Below are 13,944 nucleotides of genomic sequence, written 5' to 3'. Positions count from 1 at the left end.
CGCAGGCCGATGTAGGCAAGGTAGACCGCGCCCGCGTACTTCACCAGGTTGAACAGCCACGGGTAGGTGTGCAGCAGGGAGGCCACGCCGCCGGCCGAGAGCGTCATGAGCACCGCGTCGCCGAGCCAGACGCCGGCCGCTGCCCGGTAGCCGTCGCGCACGCCCCGGCGGGCCGCGACCGACAGCACGTAGATCGAGTTGGGCCCCGGCAGCAGCACGATCGCGGCCGTGCCGAGCACATAGGTCCAGGGATTGGTGACGCCGAGCACTTACCGACCTCCAGTTGCCAGCGCCGCGGCGAGCCGGTCACGCGCCCCGGGCCACTCGTCGGCGATCATCGCGAACGAGACGGTATCGCGCCAGCTGCCGTCGGGCCGCTGCCGGTGCGCCCGCAGCACGCCCTCACGCTGGGCGCCGAGCCGCACGATCGCCTGCTGCGACCGCTCGTTGCGGATGTCGGTGTGCCACTCCACCCGGATCGCGTCGAGCGCGTCGAACGCGTGCCCCATGAGCAGTAACTTCGACTCGGTGTTGACCGCGGTGCGCCACCACGGGCGGCCCAGCATCGTGTGGCCGATCGCGATGGACCGCCGCGCCGGGTCGATCGCGTAATACGACGTCGAGCCGAGGATCGTGCCCGTCGCCGGGTCCCGCTGCACGAACGCCACGCGCCCCGGGTCGTCGACCGCGGCCGCCACGATCTGCGCCATCTCGATGGCGGAGGCCGGTCGCGGTGCGGTCAGGTGCGTCCACACGTCGGGGTGGTCGAGCGCCGCGAACAGCCCCTCGGCGTGGGCGTGGTCGAGCGGCTCCAGCACCACGTGCGAGCCGCGGAGCATGGGCGCCGCATGCCAGGGCGAGGCATCATGCCGCAGATAATCCGGCAGTGGTACCACCGAAGCCGGATCCGGCTCGGGACGGCCCATCGTCAGGCGCAGTGGCACCACGCCCGCCCAGTGCGGCAGCCCCAGGTCGACCTCGTCGTCGGAGACCCCAGCGGCACGCACCTTCGCCGAGACCTCCTCCAGCCGCAGGGACAGCAGCGCCGTCTGCGCGAGTTCCTTGGCGTTGGCCGGGCGGCTGTCGGCGGCGCGGCCGGGCATCACCTTGTCGACCAGGGCCACGAACGCCTCCGCCCGCTCCTGCGGGTCGGTGACCAGCCGGGCGGTGCCGTGCGCGACGACCGACCGGTAGTTCGCACTGTGGTGGAACTGGGACCGGGCCAGGACCAGGCCGTCGATGAGCGTCACGGTCACGCAGATGGGCAGGCCCTCCAGGCGTGCGCCGAGCATGGCGGTGCTGCCCGTGGAGCCGTGGAGATACAGCACGTCGCCGATCCGGGCGTGCAGGGTCGGCAGCACGCGGGGCGCGCCGTCGGCGACGAAGCCCAGATGGCAGACGTATCCCTCGTCGATGATCGAGTGGACCAGGCCCGCGTCATAGGAGGTGCGGTCGCCGTAGCGCCGGGGCGTCGTCCGCGCCGTCTTCTGATAGGTGTCCACTGCCCGTCCCCATCTGCCACTTTGTTCTAGTACAATCTCGAAACTGTGGCAGTACAATATCAGCCGAGCGGCGGGACCGCAGCCGAGATTTCGGCCAGCATCGAGACCGGCATCCGCACGGGCGGGCTCGACGCGGGCGCCCCGCTGCCGCCCGTGCGCACCCTGGCCGTGACGCTCGGGGTCAGCCCGGCGACCGTCGCCGCCGCCTACCGGGCGTTACGCGAGCGCGGCCTGATCGAGACCGCCGGTCGCGGCGGCACCCGCATCCGGCCGCGCCCGCCCGTCGCCCGCCGCACCGTGCACGCGCTCCCGGTGCCCGAGGGCGTGGTCGACCTCGCCACCGGCGGTCCCGACCCGCACCTGTTACCGGGCCTGGCCCGGCACCTCATCCGGCTCTCGCACGACCTGCCCACGGGCGGGTATGAGCGCGGCGGCCCGCTGCCCGAGCTGCTCGACCTGGCCGGCGAGCGGTTCGCGGCCGACGGCATCCCGTCCGGCCGCCTGACGGTCACCGGCGGCGCCCTCGACGGCATCGAGCGGGCGCTGGTCGCGCACTTACGCCCCGGTGACCGGGTCGCGGTCGAGGATCCGGGCTGGGCCAACCTGCTCGACCTGGTCGCCGCGCTCGGGCTCACGGCGGTACCGATGCCGGTCGACGACGAGGGGCCGACCGAGGCCGGGCTCGCCGCCGCGCTGGCCGCGGGGGTTGCGGCCCTGGTGGTGACCGGTCGCGCGCAGAACCCGACCGGCGCGTTCGTCACCCGCGGGCGCGCGGCGGCCTTGCGGCGCAGGCTTCAGGGGTACCGTGAAATCCTCGTTCTTGAAGACGATCATGCTGCCGAGCTGGCTCATGAGCCGGCGCACCCGCTGGCCGGATCGACCGGCTCGTGGGCCTATGTCCGCTCGTTGTCCAAGCCGTACGGGCCCGACCTGCGGATGGCGCTGGTGGCCGGCGACGACACCACGGTCGCGCGGATCGAGGGGCGCATGCGGCTGGGCACCGGCTGGGTCTCGACCGTCCTCCAGCGGCTCGCCGTGGAGCTGTGGCGCGATCCGGAGACGCGCGACACGGTGGCGCGGGCGCGCGATCTGTATGCGGTGCGCCGCCAGGCCCTGCGCGACGCGTTCGACGGAATGCCGACACACGGCGTCAGCGGGATCAACGTGTGGGTGCCGGTCGCCGACGAGACGTCGATGGTCGCCGGGCTGCGTGAGGACGGCGTCGCGGTCGCGCCCGGGTCGATGTACCGCCTGGTCAGCCCGCCGGCGATCCGGATCACAACGGCCGCGCTCGATCCCCGCGACGCCCCGCGGGTGGCCGGGGCGGTGCTGCGCCGGGCCGCCGGCACGGTCCGTCGCCAGGTGTGACATTTGGTGCTTGTTAGACACTCGTGACGGCTGTGAATCCGAAGTTGTCGGACCCGGCCGCTACTCTCCGAGCGCGTGGACACCAGTACGGGGTGGTGTCGCCATCCAGGGAGGAAGAGACAGCGTGAAGATTGCGAAGAGTGTCGTCATCGGCGCCATCGCCTTGGCCTCGCTCGCCTTCGTCGGCGCCTGCAGCGACGACAAGGGCGGTTCGAGCACGTCGGCCGGGTCGTCGGCGACGGCGCCGGCGCCGAGCAAGGCGCCGACCGGCACCGAGCTGCTCACCGCGGCGATCAACAAGACGACCGGTGCCAGCTACAAGTTCAAGGGGACCATCTCCGGCGGCACGGTCGACGGCGCCACCGACCCCGCGGCCGGCGTCAGCGCCGGCAAGATCGCCATCCAGGAGCAGGGCGTCACGCTCTCCATCGAGTCGGTGCTCACCCCCACCGCCTACTACGCGAAGATCAGCGGGCTGCCGCTGCCCGGGTTCGACGGCAAGACGTGGCTCAAGCTCGACCCGGCCAAGCTGACCGTGAAGGACGCGCTCGGCTTCGGCGACCCCAAGGACCCGGTCGAGCTCAAGTCGCTGCCGGGCAACATCGCGACCGCCGAGACCACCGACGGCAAGTCGATCAAGGGCACGATGGACTTCACGAAGAAGACCTGGGGCTCGATCGACGACAACGCCGTCAAGGCGCTCGGCGACAAGGCGAAGACGGTGCCGTTCGAGGCGACCGTCGACGACAAGGGCAACCTGACCTCGTTGAAGGTCAGCGTGCCCGCCTACGGCGACAGCAAGGCCGAGGAGATCGCGCTGACGTTCAGCGACTTCGGCTCGCCGGTCACGGCCACGACGCCGCCGGCCTCGGAGGTCACGGACGCGCCCGCCTCGGTGTACCAGCTGCTCAACCAGGCGTAGGACGTACCGCTCCCGGGGCCGGCCGAATCGCCTGGCCGGCCCCGGGCCGTTACGGTCGAGCGGGTCGCCGTCGCCGGAGGGTCTTCCGGCGACGGTTCGAGAGGCGGCTGATGGTGAGGGGGCGGGGCGACACGGGCTGACGGCGAGGTCGGACCACGGTTGGCGGCGTCACGCAGGGCGTCGATGCGAGGAGGGGATGTATGCGTACCAGCAGGATCATGGCGGCCGTCGCGGCGGCGGCGATCGCGTTCACGAGCGGTTGCGGGGGCGACGACGAGCCGAAGACCGGGGCCACGAGCGGCAAGGCACCGGTGTCGGCGCCGGCCTCACCGGCGGCGAACGCGAAGGACGTGCTGGACAAGGCGGTCAAGGACCTCAACGCGTCGACGTACACGTATCGGATGGCGATCCCCGAGGGCACGTTCTCGGGTGCGATCGATCCGGCCGGCAAGCAGCAGGTCAAGGCCGAGGGCGCGGTCGGCGGGGTGAAGTTCACGATCGAGGGGATCGTGCTCGGCACCGAGTACTACTACAGGACCAGCGCGGCGGCGCCGGGCATCGACCCGAAGAAGTGGTACAAGCTGGATCGGTCGAAGGTCACCAAGCCGGAGATCATCGGGCTGATCGAGGAGAAGGATCCGACCGGGAGCCAGACGTTCGTGGGGCGGGTGGGCAGCGCGAAGCTGGCGAGCCCGACGACGATCACGGGCACGTTCGACCTGAGCGTCGGCGGCGACCTCGGGATCGACGACAGCGCGGTGCTGGCGGCGCTCGGGGAGAAGGCGAAGACCGCGCCGTTCACCGCGATGCTCGACGACCAGCAGCGGCTCACGTCGATGAAGATCACGGTCCCGGCATACGGCACGGTGGGCGAGCAGGCGATGACGGTCGAGTATGCGGGCCACGGCCAGCCGGTCTCGGTCGCCGCCCCGAAGTCCGCCGACGTCTTACCGGCGACGACCGCCGTCTACGGCCTGCTGAACCGCTGACGCCGCTACCCGGCCAGGGGCGGCAGCGGAGGTCGCGCAGTGCCGTCTGTTCGTCGGCGTCAGTCGATTAGCGCTCGTCTTTGAGATCAACCGGGAGCTGATCGAGCAGCGTCGAGGCGTGATCAGCGTCGGGGCTGGCGGCTCCATGATCAAGGGAAACATCTGGCTGTCTGGGCAGCCATTTCCTTCCCTTGATCATGGGTGGCCGGCGGTAGTGCGGTGGGCGCTGTCGGCTACGTGGAGTTGGGTGGTCGCGGTGAGCTGAGTTGGGCGGTCGCGGTGAGCTGAGTTGGGCGGTCGCGCGGGCTCCGCGTCGATGAACGAGCACGGCATGACGCTGACCGGCGAGCCGTTCTTCCTGTCCGTGCGCCGCGATGCCGCCCTGCGCCTGCCCTGCCCTGCCCGCGGGAGTGCCGGAAATGTGGGGATGAGCCAGCCCTCGGGCGCCGCCTGCGGCATCGACCGTCGAGCGGGGTGCAGGCACGCGGGGTGCCGTCGGCCATGGCGGGCGGCGCGCCGAGGTTGCCGTTGTCGGGCGGCTGCGCGGTGGCCGCTGGGTGTGCCGTCGGTGACGGTGAGTCCGGGCCCGCCGTGGTTGCCGTGTGCTGGGGCCCGCGCCGGCACCGGGCTGGTCGGGTGGTGGGCGCGGCTGGACGGGTGGAGGCTACGCTGCGGCAGATGAGGTCGGCATTCGTTGCGGTCGTTGCTCTGTTGGCGCTCGCTGGGTGTTCGTTCGGGTCGGGGTCCGACGGGGCCAAAGCGACCGCCGGCGCTTCCGCCTCGCCCACCGGGCTGGCGGCCACTGTGGCGGGGTTCGGGACCGGCAGCTACCGGTTCAGCGTCACCGCCAACGAGGGCAAGTATCAGGGGGCGATCGACCCCGTTGCCGACCTGCTCGACGCCTCCGTCGCCGTGACCTCCGACGGGGCCAGCCTCAAGATTGACACGGTGTCTGTCGCCGGGGTGCCGTATACGCGGCTGACCGGGTTGCCGCTGCCGGGGTTCGACGGGAACACGTGGTACAAGATCGATCGGGCTCGTATGACCAAGCCTGGAGCGCTCGGGATCAGTGCCGTCGACGACCCCACCGGGGTGCGGGCGCTCGTCGCGGCGGCGCATGACGTGCGGCGCAGTGGGGACGGGTTCAGCGGGACCGTCGACATGACGCACGTCGCTGCCTGGGGGCCGGTCAACATCGCCCGAGTGCTGCAGCTCGGGGACGCGGCCAAGGCGGTGCCGTTCGAGGCGGCGGTCGACTCGCAGGGGCGGCTGGTCTCCATGAAAGTGAGCATTCCGGACAATACCGTGCAGGCCACCTATTCGGACTTCGGGGCGCGTGTCAGCGTGACCGCGCCGGCCGGTGCCGAGCCGCTGCCGGACCATCTCTACGGGATGCTCGGGCTCTGAAAGCAGCCTAGGCGAGACGGTGTCTCGCGACGCACACTGGCGCGCATGGAGCAGCACCTGTACGAGGCGGAGCATCAGGCCTTCCGGGAACTGTGCAAGGAGTTCCTGGCCCGCGAGGCGGTTCCGTTCAACGACCAGTGGGAGAAGGCGGGGATCGTCGACCGGGACGTCTGGCGCAAGGCCGGGGCCGCCGGGCTGCTCGGGATGGACGTCGACGAGGCGTACGGCGGCGGCGGGCAGCGCGACTTCCGCTTCAACGCCGTGCTCGTCGAGGAGATCGTGGCGGCCGGTGCGTCCGGGCTCGGGTTCGGGCTGCACAACGACGTCGTGGCGCCGTACCTGACCGAGCTGGCGACCGACGAGCAGAAGAAGCGGTGGCTGCCGGGGTTCTGCTCCGGTGACATCGTGACCGCCATCGCGATGAGCGAGCCGGGAGCCGGCTCCGACCTGGCCGGGATCCGGATGCACGCCGTGCGCGACGGGGACTCCTGGGTGCTCAACGGGCAGAAGACGTTCATCACCAACGGCGAGATGGCCGACCTGGTGATCGTCGTGGCCAAGACGGACGGGGCGCGCGGGGCGCACGGGATCAGCCTGTTCGCGGTCGAGACCGGGACGCCCGGGTTCAGCCGGGGGCGGCGCCTGGAGAAGGTCGGGCTCAAGGCCAACGACACCGCCGAGCTGTTCTTCGACGACTGCCGGATCCCGGCCGACCACCTGATCGGCCAGGAGAACCAGGGCTTCTACCACCTCATGGCCAACCTGCCGCGGGAGCGGCTCGGGATCGCCGTGGCGGCGGTCGCGGCGGCCGAGCACATCCTCGGGATCACGCTGGAGTACGCGCGGACGCGCGAGGCGTTCGGGCGGCCGATCGGGAAGTTCCAGCACAACCGGTTCCTGCTGGCCGAGCTGGACACCGAGGTGACGATCGCGCGGACGTTCCTCAACGCCTGCATCCTCGAGCAGAACGCGGGGCGGCTCTCGGTCACCGACGCGGCCAAGGCCAAGTGGTGGACGACCGAGCTGCAGAACAAGGTGGCCGACCGCTGCGTGCAGCTGCACGGCGGGTACGGGTTCATGCTGGAGTACCCGGTCGCCAAGGCGTGGCTGAACAGCCGTGTCCAGACGATCTACGGCGGTACGACGGAGATCATGAAGGAGATCATCGGCCGGGGTCTGGGGCTGTAGCGGCGGCCAGGGCCGCGAAGACCATCGACATCGAGGTGGCGCCCGGGTCCTGGTGGCCGATGCTGCGCTCGCCGAGGTACGACGCACGCCCCTTGCGGGCCTGCAGCGGTACCGTGGAGCGCAGTCCGTCGTCCGCCGCCCGGGCCGCCGCCGCGACGTCGCCGGTGGCCTCGAACGCCTCCACGGCCGGCACCAGGACGTCGACCAGCGTCTTGTCGCCGGGGACGGCCTTGCCGAGCTTCTGCACGGCCTCCAGCGCCGCCCGCAGCGCCTCGGCGAGCGTGGCGTCCTGCTGCAGCGCCTTGCCCATCGCGCGGAACGCCTGACCGTAGAGTGGGCCGGACGCCCCGCCGACCTTGGACACGAGCGTCGTCCCGGTCTTGACCAGCACGTCGCCGGCGGTCGGGAGCTCGGCGCCGGCGAGCGCCTCGGTCACGGCGTCGAAGCCGCGGCGGAGGTTGACGCCGTGGTCGCCGTCGCCGATCGCGGCGTCGAGCCGGGTCAGCTCGTCGGCCCGCTCGCGCACGGCGGCGGCGATCCGCTCGACCCAGGCGCGGGCCTGGTCCGCGTCCATCCTCAGGCTCCCCAGCGCAGGCCGGACGTGCGGACCGGCGCGTCCCACAGCCGCAGCAGTTCGTCGTCCACCCGGCAGACCGTCAGGGACAGGCCGGCCATGTCGAGGCTGGTCACGTAGTTGCCGACGAGGGAGCGCGCGATGCTCACCCCGGCGTCGCCGAGCAGGCGCGAGATCTCGCCGAACATGAGGTACAACTCGATGAGAGGAGTCGCGCCGAGCCCGTTGACCAGCACGATTGCCCGCTCGCCGGACGGGATCGGCTTGGCGGTGAGGATCGCCTCGGTGATCAGCGCCGCGATCTCCTTCGCGGGGCGCAGCTTCTGCCGGCTGCGGCCAGGCTCGCCGTGGATGCCGACGCCGACCTCGATCTCGTCGGCGGGCAGGTCGAACCCGGGCTTGCCGGCCGCCGGCGTCGTGCAGGCCGTGAGCGCGACGGCGAACGACGCGGACAGCTCGTTGACGCGGCGGCCCACGGCGGCGACGTCCGCGAGCGGTGCGCCCTCCTCGGCGAGCGCGCCGGCGATCTTCTCGACCAGCAGCGTGGCGCCGGTGCCGCGGCGGCCCGCGGTCCACGTCGAGTCCTCGACCGCGACGTCGTCGTCGACGAGCACCGTCTCGACCGGGATGCCCTCGTCGTCGGCGAGCTCGGCGGCCAGCTCGAAGTTCATGACGTCGCCCGTGTAGTTCTTCACGATGTGCACGACCCCGGCGCCGCCGTCGACGGCCTTGGTCGCGGCGACGATCTGGTCGGGGACCGGCGACGTGAACACCTCGCCCGGGCAGGCGGCGTCGAGCATGCCCGGCCCGACGAACCCGCCGTGCAGCGGCTCGTGGCCCGATCCGCCGCCCGACACGAGCCCGACCTTGCCGGCCCGGGGCGCCTCGGCCCGCACCACGATCCGCTCGTCGAGGTCCACGCGAAGTTCCGGATGCGCGGCGGCCACCCCGGCGAGCGCCTCCCGCACGACGTCGGCGGGGTCGTTCAAGAACTTCTTCATGCCAGTCATTTTGGCGGTACGGCAGGCACATAGCATTGCCCAACATGGGGCAACCGGTGGGAATCGTGCTCGTTTCGCACAGTGAGCGGCTGGCGCACGGGCTGCGGGACATGCTCGTCCAGGTGGCGGGTGAGCAGGTGCCGATCGAGGCGGCGGGCGGGACGGACGACGGCGCATTAGGCACCAGCTACGACCGCATCCTGGTGGCGATCGACCGGGCCGACCGGGGTGCCGGCGTGCTGGTGCTGACCGACCTGGGCAGCGCCGTGCTCACCGCGCAGACCGTGCTCGAGGACCGGGTCGCCAACGACGCGGTGCTGGTCGACGCGCCCTTCGTCGAGGGCGCGGTCGCCGCGGCCGTGCTGGCCAGCACCGGGGCCGACCTGGACGCCGTCACGCTGGCGGCCGTGGAGGCCCGCGATGTCCGCAAGCTGTGAGCTGCCCGTCGTCCTGCCCGTCGACCTGCATGCCCGCCCGGCCGCGGCGGTTGTCCGGGTCGTTGCGGGCTTCAGCAGTACCGTCGAAATCTCCCATAACGGGAAAAACGCCAAGGCGAAGAGCGTGCTCGCCGTGATCGGGCTCGGGGCGCGGGCCGGATCGACGGTCGTCGTGCGCGGGACCGGGGACGACGCCGAGGCCGCCGTCAAGGCGGTGGTATCGACGCTGGAGAACACCGAGTAAGGAGTGGTGCGGGTCGTGGTGCGTACGCGACGATGACCTGCGTGACCACACTCGCCGCACCGCCCGCCACCGACGTCCCTCGAATACAGCGCCGCACGCTCGGCCTGCTGGTCTCGATGCAGGTCGTCGGCGGCCTCGGCGTGGCGAGCGGGATCTCCGTCGGCGCGTTGCTCGCCGCCTCGATGGCCGGCCCGACCGCCGCGGGCCTGGCCGGCAGTTCGGCCGTGATCGGCGCCGCGCTGATCGCGATCCCGGCCACGCGGCTCATGCGGACCGGCGGGCGGCGGCCCGGGCTCGTGTTCGCGTACGCCCTCGGGGCGCTCGGCTCGCTGCTCGTCGCCGCCGCGGTGTGGTGGGACAGCGTGCCACTGCTGTTCGTGGGGACGCTGCTGTTCGGCGGGTCGAGCGCGGCCAACCTCCAGTCGCGGTACGCGGCGGTGGACCTGGCGGCGCCGGACCGGCGGGCGCGGCACCTGGGGATCGTGGTGTGGGCGACGACGCTCGGGGCGGTGGCGGGGCCGAACCTGGCGCCGTGGACGGATCGGTGGCTGGGTCGGTTCGGCGTACCGGAGTACGCCGGGCCGTACTTGTTCAGCTTTGTGGTGTTCGCGCTGGCTGCGGCTGTGTTGCTGGTGTCGCTGCGGCCGGATCCGTTGCTGACGGCGCGGTCGTTATCCGAAATTACGGATAAATCGGACTCTGCGGCGACGCGCGGGGTGTGGCGGGCCGCGGTGCGGACGGTCCGGGCTCGCCCCGGGGCGCGGGTGGGGGTCGCGTCCGTCGCGGTCGGGCACGTGGTGATGGTCGGCGTGATGTCGATGACGCCCGTCCACATCGGCGACTACGTGCACGACCACGGTGACCTGCTGCGCGTGGTCGGGCTGGTGATCAGCATCCACATTGCCGGCATGTACGCGCTGTCTCCCGTCATCGGCTGGCTCGCGGACCGCTTCGGTCGCCGGCCGGTGATCCTGGGTGGCATCGGGCTCCTGTTGCTGGCCTGCTTGTTCAGCGGTACCGCTGGAGACGACACGCCCCGGCTGTCCATCGGCCTGGCCCTGCTCGGCCTCGGGTGGGGCTGCACCATGGTTGCCGGCTCTACGCTGCTGACCGAGTCGGTGGCGGTGGAGCAGCGGGCCGGCGTGCAGGGGCTCTCCGACGTCGTGATGGGCGTCGCCGGGGCCTGCGCCGGTGCGCTGGCCGGCGTCGTGGTGGACCTGTTCGGTTACCCGGCGTTGACGGGGGTTGCCGCGATCGTGGTGGTGCCGTTGGTGGCGATGGTGCTACGCCGGCCGGCTGCTTAACTTGATGCCGTGCGTTTGACGGATTTCTGGCAGCGGCTGGAGCAGGTGTTCGGCGCGGGGTACGCGCACAGCGTCGCCCACGACCAGGTGTTGACCCAGCTCGGGGGGCGGACGATCGAGGAAGCGCTCGCCGGCGGCGAGGAAACCGCCGTGGTGTGGCGGGCTGTAGTCGCCGCCTATCCGGAGCGTGTTCCTGCACGTCTTCGGTGATGTTTTTTGGCGTGTCGACATGTTGATCGTACAGATGTACGGGTAATCTCCTCACTCGTTGGGCGCCACCGCGGCAGTTTTTGTCATACCCGGCGCTTAGCGTGTCAGCGTGACCAAACGAACGCCGACGAAGACCGCGAACCCAGGGGTGACGGACATGGCAGTACAACCCGATCGGGAGAAGGCGCTCACGCTCGCCCTCTCGCAGATCGACAAGCAGTTCGGCAAGGGCTCCGTGATGCGTCTCGGCGAGCGCGTCATTGCCCCCCAGGCGGTGATCCCGACCGGATCCATCGCGCTCGACGTTGCACTCGGCATCGGCGGCCTTCCCCGCGGCCGGGTGATCGAGGTCTTCGGGCCGGAGTCGAGCGGTAAGACGACGGTCGCGCTCCACGCGATCGCCAACGCGCAGGCGCAGGGCGGCATCGCGGCGTTCATCGACGCGGAGCACGCGCTCGACCCCGACTACGCCAAGTCGCTCGGCGTCGACACCGACGCGCTGCTCGTGTCCCAGCCGGACACCGGTGAGCAGGCGCTCGAGATCGTCGACATGCTGGTGCGGTCCGGCGCGCTCGACATCATCGTCATCGACTCGGTCGCCGCGCTCGTGCCGCGCGCCGAGATCGAGGGCGAGATGGGCGACAGCCACGTCGGCCTGCAGGCCCGCCTCATGAGCCAGGCGCTGCGGAAGATCACCGGTGCCCTCAACAACTCGGGCACGACGGCGATCTTCATCAACCAGCTGCGCGAGAAGATCGGCGTCATGTTCGGCAGCCCGGAGACCACGACCGGTGGCCGCGCGCTGAAGTTCTACGCGTCGGTCCGCCTCGACGTCCGCCGCATCGAGAGCCTGAAGGACGGCACCGACGTCGTGGGCAACCGCACCCGCGTCAAGGTCGTCAAGAACAAGGTGGCCTCGCCGTTCAAGCAGGCCGAGTTCGACATCATGTACGGCAAGGGCATCTCGCGCGAGGGCTCGCTCATCGACGTCGGCGTCGAGCAGTCGATCATCCGCAAGTCCGGCGCGTGGTACACGTACGACGGCGACCAGCTCGGCCAGGGCAAGGAGAACTCGCGCAAGTTCCTGCGCGACAACCCCGACGTGGCGGCCGAGATCGAGAAGAAGATCAAGGAGAAGCTCGGCGTCGGGGTCGGCCAGGCCACCGACGCGGCCAGCGGCCCGGAGGTCGCACCAGTCGATTTCTGATCGACTGCTGATCGCCGACCGAGACCACCCGGTGCCGGCGGGCGTGGGCCAAGCCGCGCCGAGTCGGCACCGGGTCTCGGTGCTCTGGTGAGCGCTGGCTACGGGGGCCGGAGGTGAAGGTTATGCCGGACGACGGCGATATTGCGCTGCCGTCATGGTTGGTCGACGCGCAGAACGACGACGGGCCGAACCCTTGGGTGTCGCAGCCTGGGGCGGACGCGCAGCCGGCTCGCGCGGGGGTGGGCCGGGAGCGCCGGAGACCCGAGGTGCCGTCGTGGGCCGGGCCGGAGTCTGGGTCCGGGTCCCCTTGGGACGACGTGGCGCCTGGGTCGCCGGTCGCCGATGCTCCGCCTGTGGGCGGTTCGCGGGTCGCTGGGCTGGATGCGGGTGCGTTGCGTTCCGGTGCGTCGGGTCCTGATGGGTCGGGCCTCGGCTTTCTGGATGGTCGGGCTTTGGGTGACCGTGCCTTGGGTGCGGAGACTTTCGGCGGCCGTGAGGCTGATGCCGGTGTGGCTGAGGGCTCGGGCGGCGGTGGGCGGTCTCGTGAGGCTCGGGGTGGTCGGGGGCGGTCACGGGCTGACCGGGGCGGTCGGTCGGAGCGCGCCGGGTCTTCGGATCGTGCCGGGTCCTGGGATCGTGGCGGGGCTTCGGAGCGCGGTGGGTTCTTAGGGCGCGATGAGTCTTCGGATCGTGGGCTCGCGGATCGTGGGTTCGCGGATCGTGCCGGGTCTTCGGGTGGTGCCGGATCTTCGGATCGTGCTGGCTCTTCGGGTCGTGGTGGCTCTTCGGGTCGTGGTGGTGCCGCGGAGCGGGGACGGCGGTCGGGCCGTGGCGGGTCTTCGGCCTCGTCTTCGGCCTCGTCTTCCGACGGCGCCGGGTCCGGGCGGTCGGGGCCCGCTGATCCTCGGGAGGCTGCGCGGGAGATCTGTCTGCGGCAGCTGGCGGTCCGCCCTCGTACGCGGGCGGAGCTGGCCACCGCGATGCGCAAGCGGGGCGTGGACGACGAGATCGCCGCGGAGATCCTGGACCGGTACGACGAGGTGGGCATCATCGACGACGCCGCCTTCGCGCGGGCGTGGGTGACCAGCCGGCACCACGGGCGGGGTCTGTCCCGCCGGGCGCTGGCGGGCGAACTGCGCCGCAAGGGCGTCGCCTCGGACGAGGTGGGGGAGGCGCTGGACCAGCTCGCCCCGGACGTGGAGGAGGAGACTGCCCGCGCGCTGGTGGCTCGGCGCCTGCGGGTGGAGTCGAGGTCGACGCCGGAGGTGGCGTTCCGGAGGATCGTCGGGATGCTGGCCCGGAAGGGGTACCCGCCCGGCTTGGCCATCCGCCTGGTCAAGGAGGCGATGTCCGAACGCGACGCCGAGGCGGCCGAGTTCGCGGAGGCCGTCGATCCGGACGCACTGACCGACGCCACGTACGACCCGGACGCCAACTAACCCCAGCAGCCCGGCGACCTCGGCCGGACCGCCCGCGTCAGCCGCCTGCCGCCCCTGCCAGCCCCCGGCGCCCCCGCGCCAGCCTGCCCGCCCCTGGCGCCCTGTCCAGCGCTCTGACGACTCGCGCGTGCTGGCTGGTCTTTCCCGCCCGT

14 protein-coding genes and 1 pseudogene are annotated in these 13,944 nt (G+C 71.5%); 11 read left to right on the top strand and 4 right to left on the bottom strand.

The window, feature by feature from the left end:
- Both ABZS66_RS33225 and ABZS66_RS33220 read right to left on the bottom strand, forming a co-directional pair.
- The coding region (locus tag ABZS66_RS33225; RefSeq protein ID WP_354764652.1) for a LysE family transporter at positions 1–269 on the bottom strand (269 nt) is incomplete at its 3' end.
- Positions 270–1,502, bottom strand: coding sequence for a bifunctional pyridoxamine 5'-phosphate oxidase family protein/GNAT family N-acetyltransferase (locus ABZS66_RS33220; protein ID WP_354764650.1), 1,233 nt, complete (start codon positions 1,500–1,502; stop codon positions 270–272).
- 45 nt (positions 1,503–1,547) lie between these two features.
- Here ABZS66_RS33220 and ABZS66_RS33215 point away from each other — a divergent pair, with 45 nt between their 5' ends.
- From ABZS66_RS33215 to ABZS66_RS33195, 5 genes are all read left to right on the top strand, one after another.
- Entirely contained in the window at positions 1,548–2,870 is a 1,323-nt protein-coding gene (locus ABZS66_RS33215; protein WP_354764648.1) for an aminotransferase class I/II-fold pyridoxal phosphate-dependent enzyme, read from the top strand.
- 124 nt (positions 2,871–2,994) lie between these two features.
- Positions 2,995–3,792: a hypothetical protein gene (locus ABZS66_RS33210; RefSeq protein WP_354764646.1), complete on the top strand. Its 798-nt coding sequence runs from the start codon at positions 2,995–2,997 to the stop codon at positions 3,790–3,792.
- A gap of 200 nt (positions 3,793–3,992) precedes the next feature.
- On the top strand, positions 3,993–4,781 hold the full coding sequence (locus ABZS66_RS33205; RefSeq protein ID WP_354764644.1) for a hypothetical protein: 789 nt from the start codon (positions 3,993–3,995) through the stop codon (positions 4,779–4,781).
- Positions 4,782–5,438: 657 nt separating this feature from the next.
- Positions 5,439–6,188, top strand: coding sequence for a hypothetical protein (locus ABZS66_RS33200; protein ID WP_354764642.1), 750 nt, complete (start codon positions 5,439–5,441; stop codon positions 6,186–6,188).
- A 45-nt stretch (positions 6,189–6,233) separates the two neighbouring features.
- Complete coding sequence (locus tag ABZS66_RS33195) at positions 6,234–7,376, top strand: acyl-CoA dehydrogenase family protein (RefSeq protein ID WP_354764640.1); 1,143 nt, start codon at positions 6,234–6,236, stop codon at positions 7,374–7,376.
- On the opposite strand, the gene dhaL is transcribed toward ABZS66_RS33195, so the two are convergent.
- Both dhaL and dhaK read right to left on the bottom strand, forming a co-directional pair.
- Entirely contained in the window at positions 7,351–7,950 is a 600-nt protein-coding gene (gene dhaL, locus ABZS66_RS33190; protein ID WP_354764638.1) for a dihydroxyacetone kinase subunit DhaL, read from the bottom strand. The genes ABZS66_RS33195 and dhaL overlap by 26 nt on opposite strands.
- Positions 7,951–7,952: 2 nt before the next feature.
- Positions 7,953–8,951 (bottom strand): dihydroxyacetone kinase subunit DhaK, encoded by a 999-nt coding sequence (gene dhaK, locus ABZS66_RS33185; protein WP_354764636.1) that lies wholly within the window; start codon positions 8,949–8,951, stop codon positions 7,953–7,955.
- A gap of 44 nt (positions 8,952–8,995) precedes the next feature.
- Between dhaK and dhaM the strand changes: the two genes are divergently transcribed.
- The 6 genes and pseudogenes from dhaM to ABZS66_RS33155 all read left to right on the top strand — a co-directional run.
- Complete coding sequence (gene dhaM, locus ABZS66_RS33180; protein WP_354764634.1) at positions 8,996–9,388, top strand: dihydroxyacetone kinase phosphoryl donor subunit DhaM; 393 nt, start codon at positions 8,996–8,998, stop codon at positions 9,386–9,388.
- Positions 9,372–9,632, top strand: a complete 261-nt coding sequence (locus ABZS66_RS33175; protein ID WP_354764632.1) for an HPr family phosphocarrier protein — start codon at positions 9,372–9,374, stop codon at positions 9,630–9,632. The genes dhaM and ABZS66_RS33175 overlap by 17 nt, the downstream gene beginning before the upstream one ends.
- 32 nt (positions 9,633–9,664) lie before the next feature.
- Positions 9,665–10,936, top strand: coding sequence for an MFS transporter (locus tag ABZS66_RS33170; protein ID WP_354764630.1), 1,272 nt, complete (start codon positions 9,665–9,667; stop codon positions 10,934–10,936).
- Between the two features lie 9 nt (positions 10,937–10,945).
- Positions 10,946–11,146 carry a DUF3046 domain-containing protein gene (locus ABZS66_RS33165; RefSeq protein ID WP_354764628.1) on the top strand — a complete coding sequence of 67 codons (201 nt, stop codon included), beginning with the start codon at positions 10,946–10,948 and terminating at the stop codon, positions 11,144–11,146.
- 157 nt (positions 11,147–11,303) lie between these two features.
- Positions 11,304–12,353, top strand: coding sequence for a recombinase RecA (gene recA, locus ABZS66_RS33160; RefSeq protein ID WP_354764660.1), 1,050 nt, complete (start codon positions 11,304–11,306; stop codon positions 12,351–12,353).
- A gap of 908 nt (positions 12,354–13,261) precedes the next feature.
- A pseudogene (locus tag ABZS66_RS33155) lies at positions 13,262–13,792 on the top strand (regulatory protein RecX); the annotation flags it as partial.
- Positions 13,793–13,944 lie beyond the last annotated feature (152 nt).

This window comes from Dactylosporangium sp. NPDC005572, assembly GCF_040605515.1.
GTDB lineage: Bacteria > Actinomycetota > Actinomycetes > Mycobacteriales > Micromonosporaceae > Dactylosporangium.
This window is presented reverse-complemented; position numbering and strand designations above follow the sequence as displayed.

What these genes read in the sequence shown, in the direction of transcription:
- dhaK (WP_354764636.1), bottom strand. Translation starts at nt 8,951, where the DNA reads ATGAAGAAGTTCTTGAACGACCCCGCCGACGTCGTGCGGGAGGCGCTC.
- ABZS66_RS33205 (WP_354764644.1), top strand. Translation starts at nt 3,993, where the DNA reads ATGCGTACCAGCAGGATCATGGCGGCCGTCGCGGCGGCGGCGATCGCG.
- ABZS66_RS33175 (WP_354764632.1), top strand. Translation starts at nt 9,372, where the DNA reads ATGTCCGCAAGCTGTGAGCTGCCCGTCGTCCTGCCCGTCGACCTGCAT.
- ABZS66_RS33195 (WP_354764640.1), top strand. Translation starts at nt 6,234, where the DNA reads ATGGAGCAGCACCTGTACGAGGCGGAGCATCAGGCCTTCCGGGAACTG.
- recA (WP_354764660.1), top strand. Translation starts at nt 11,304, where the DNA reads ATGGCAGTACAACCCGATCGGGAGAAGGCGCTCACGCTCGCCCTCTCG.
- ABZS66_RS33170 (WP_354764630.1), top strand. Translation starts at nt 9,665, where the DNA reads ATGACCTGCGTGACCACACTCGCCGCACCGCCCGCCACCGACGTCCCT.
- dhaL (WP_354764638.1), bottom strand. Translation starts at nt 7,950, where the DNA reads ATGGACGCGGACCAGGCCCGCGCCTGGGTCGAGCGGATCGCCGCCGCC.
- dhaM (WP_354764634.1), top strand. Translation starts at nt 8,996, where the DNA reads ATGGGGCAACCGGTGGGAATCGTGCTCGTTTCGCACAGTGAGCGGCTG.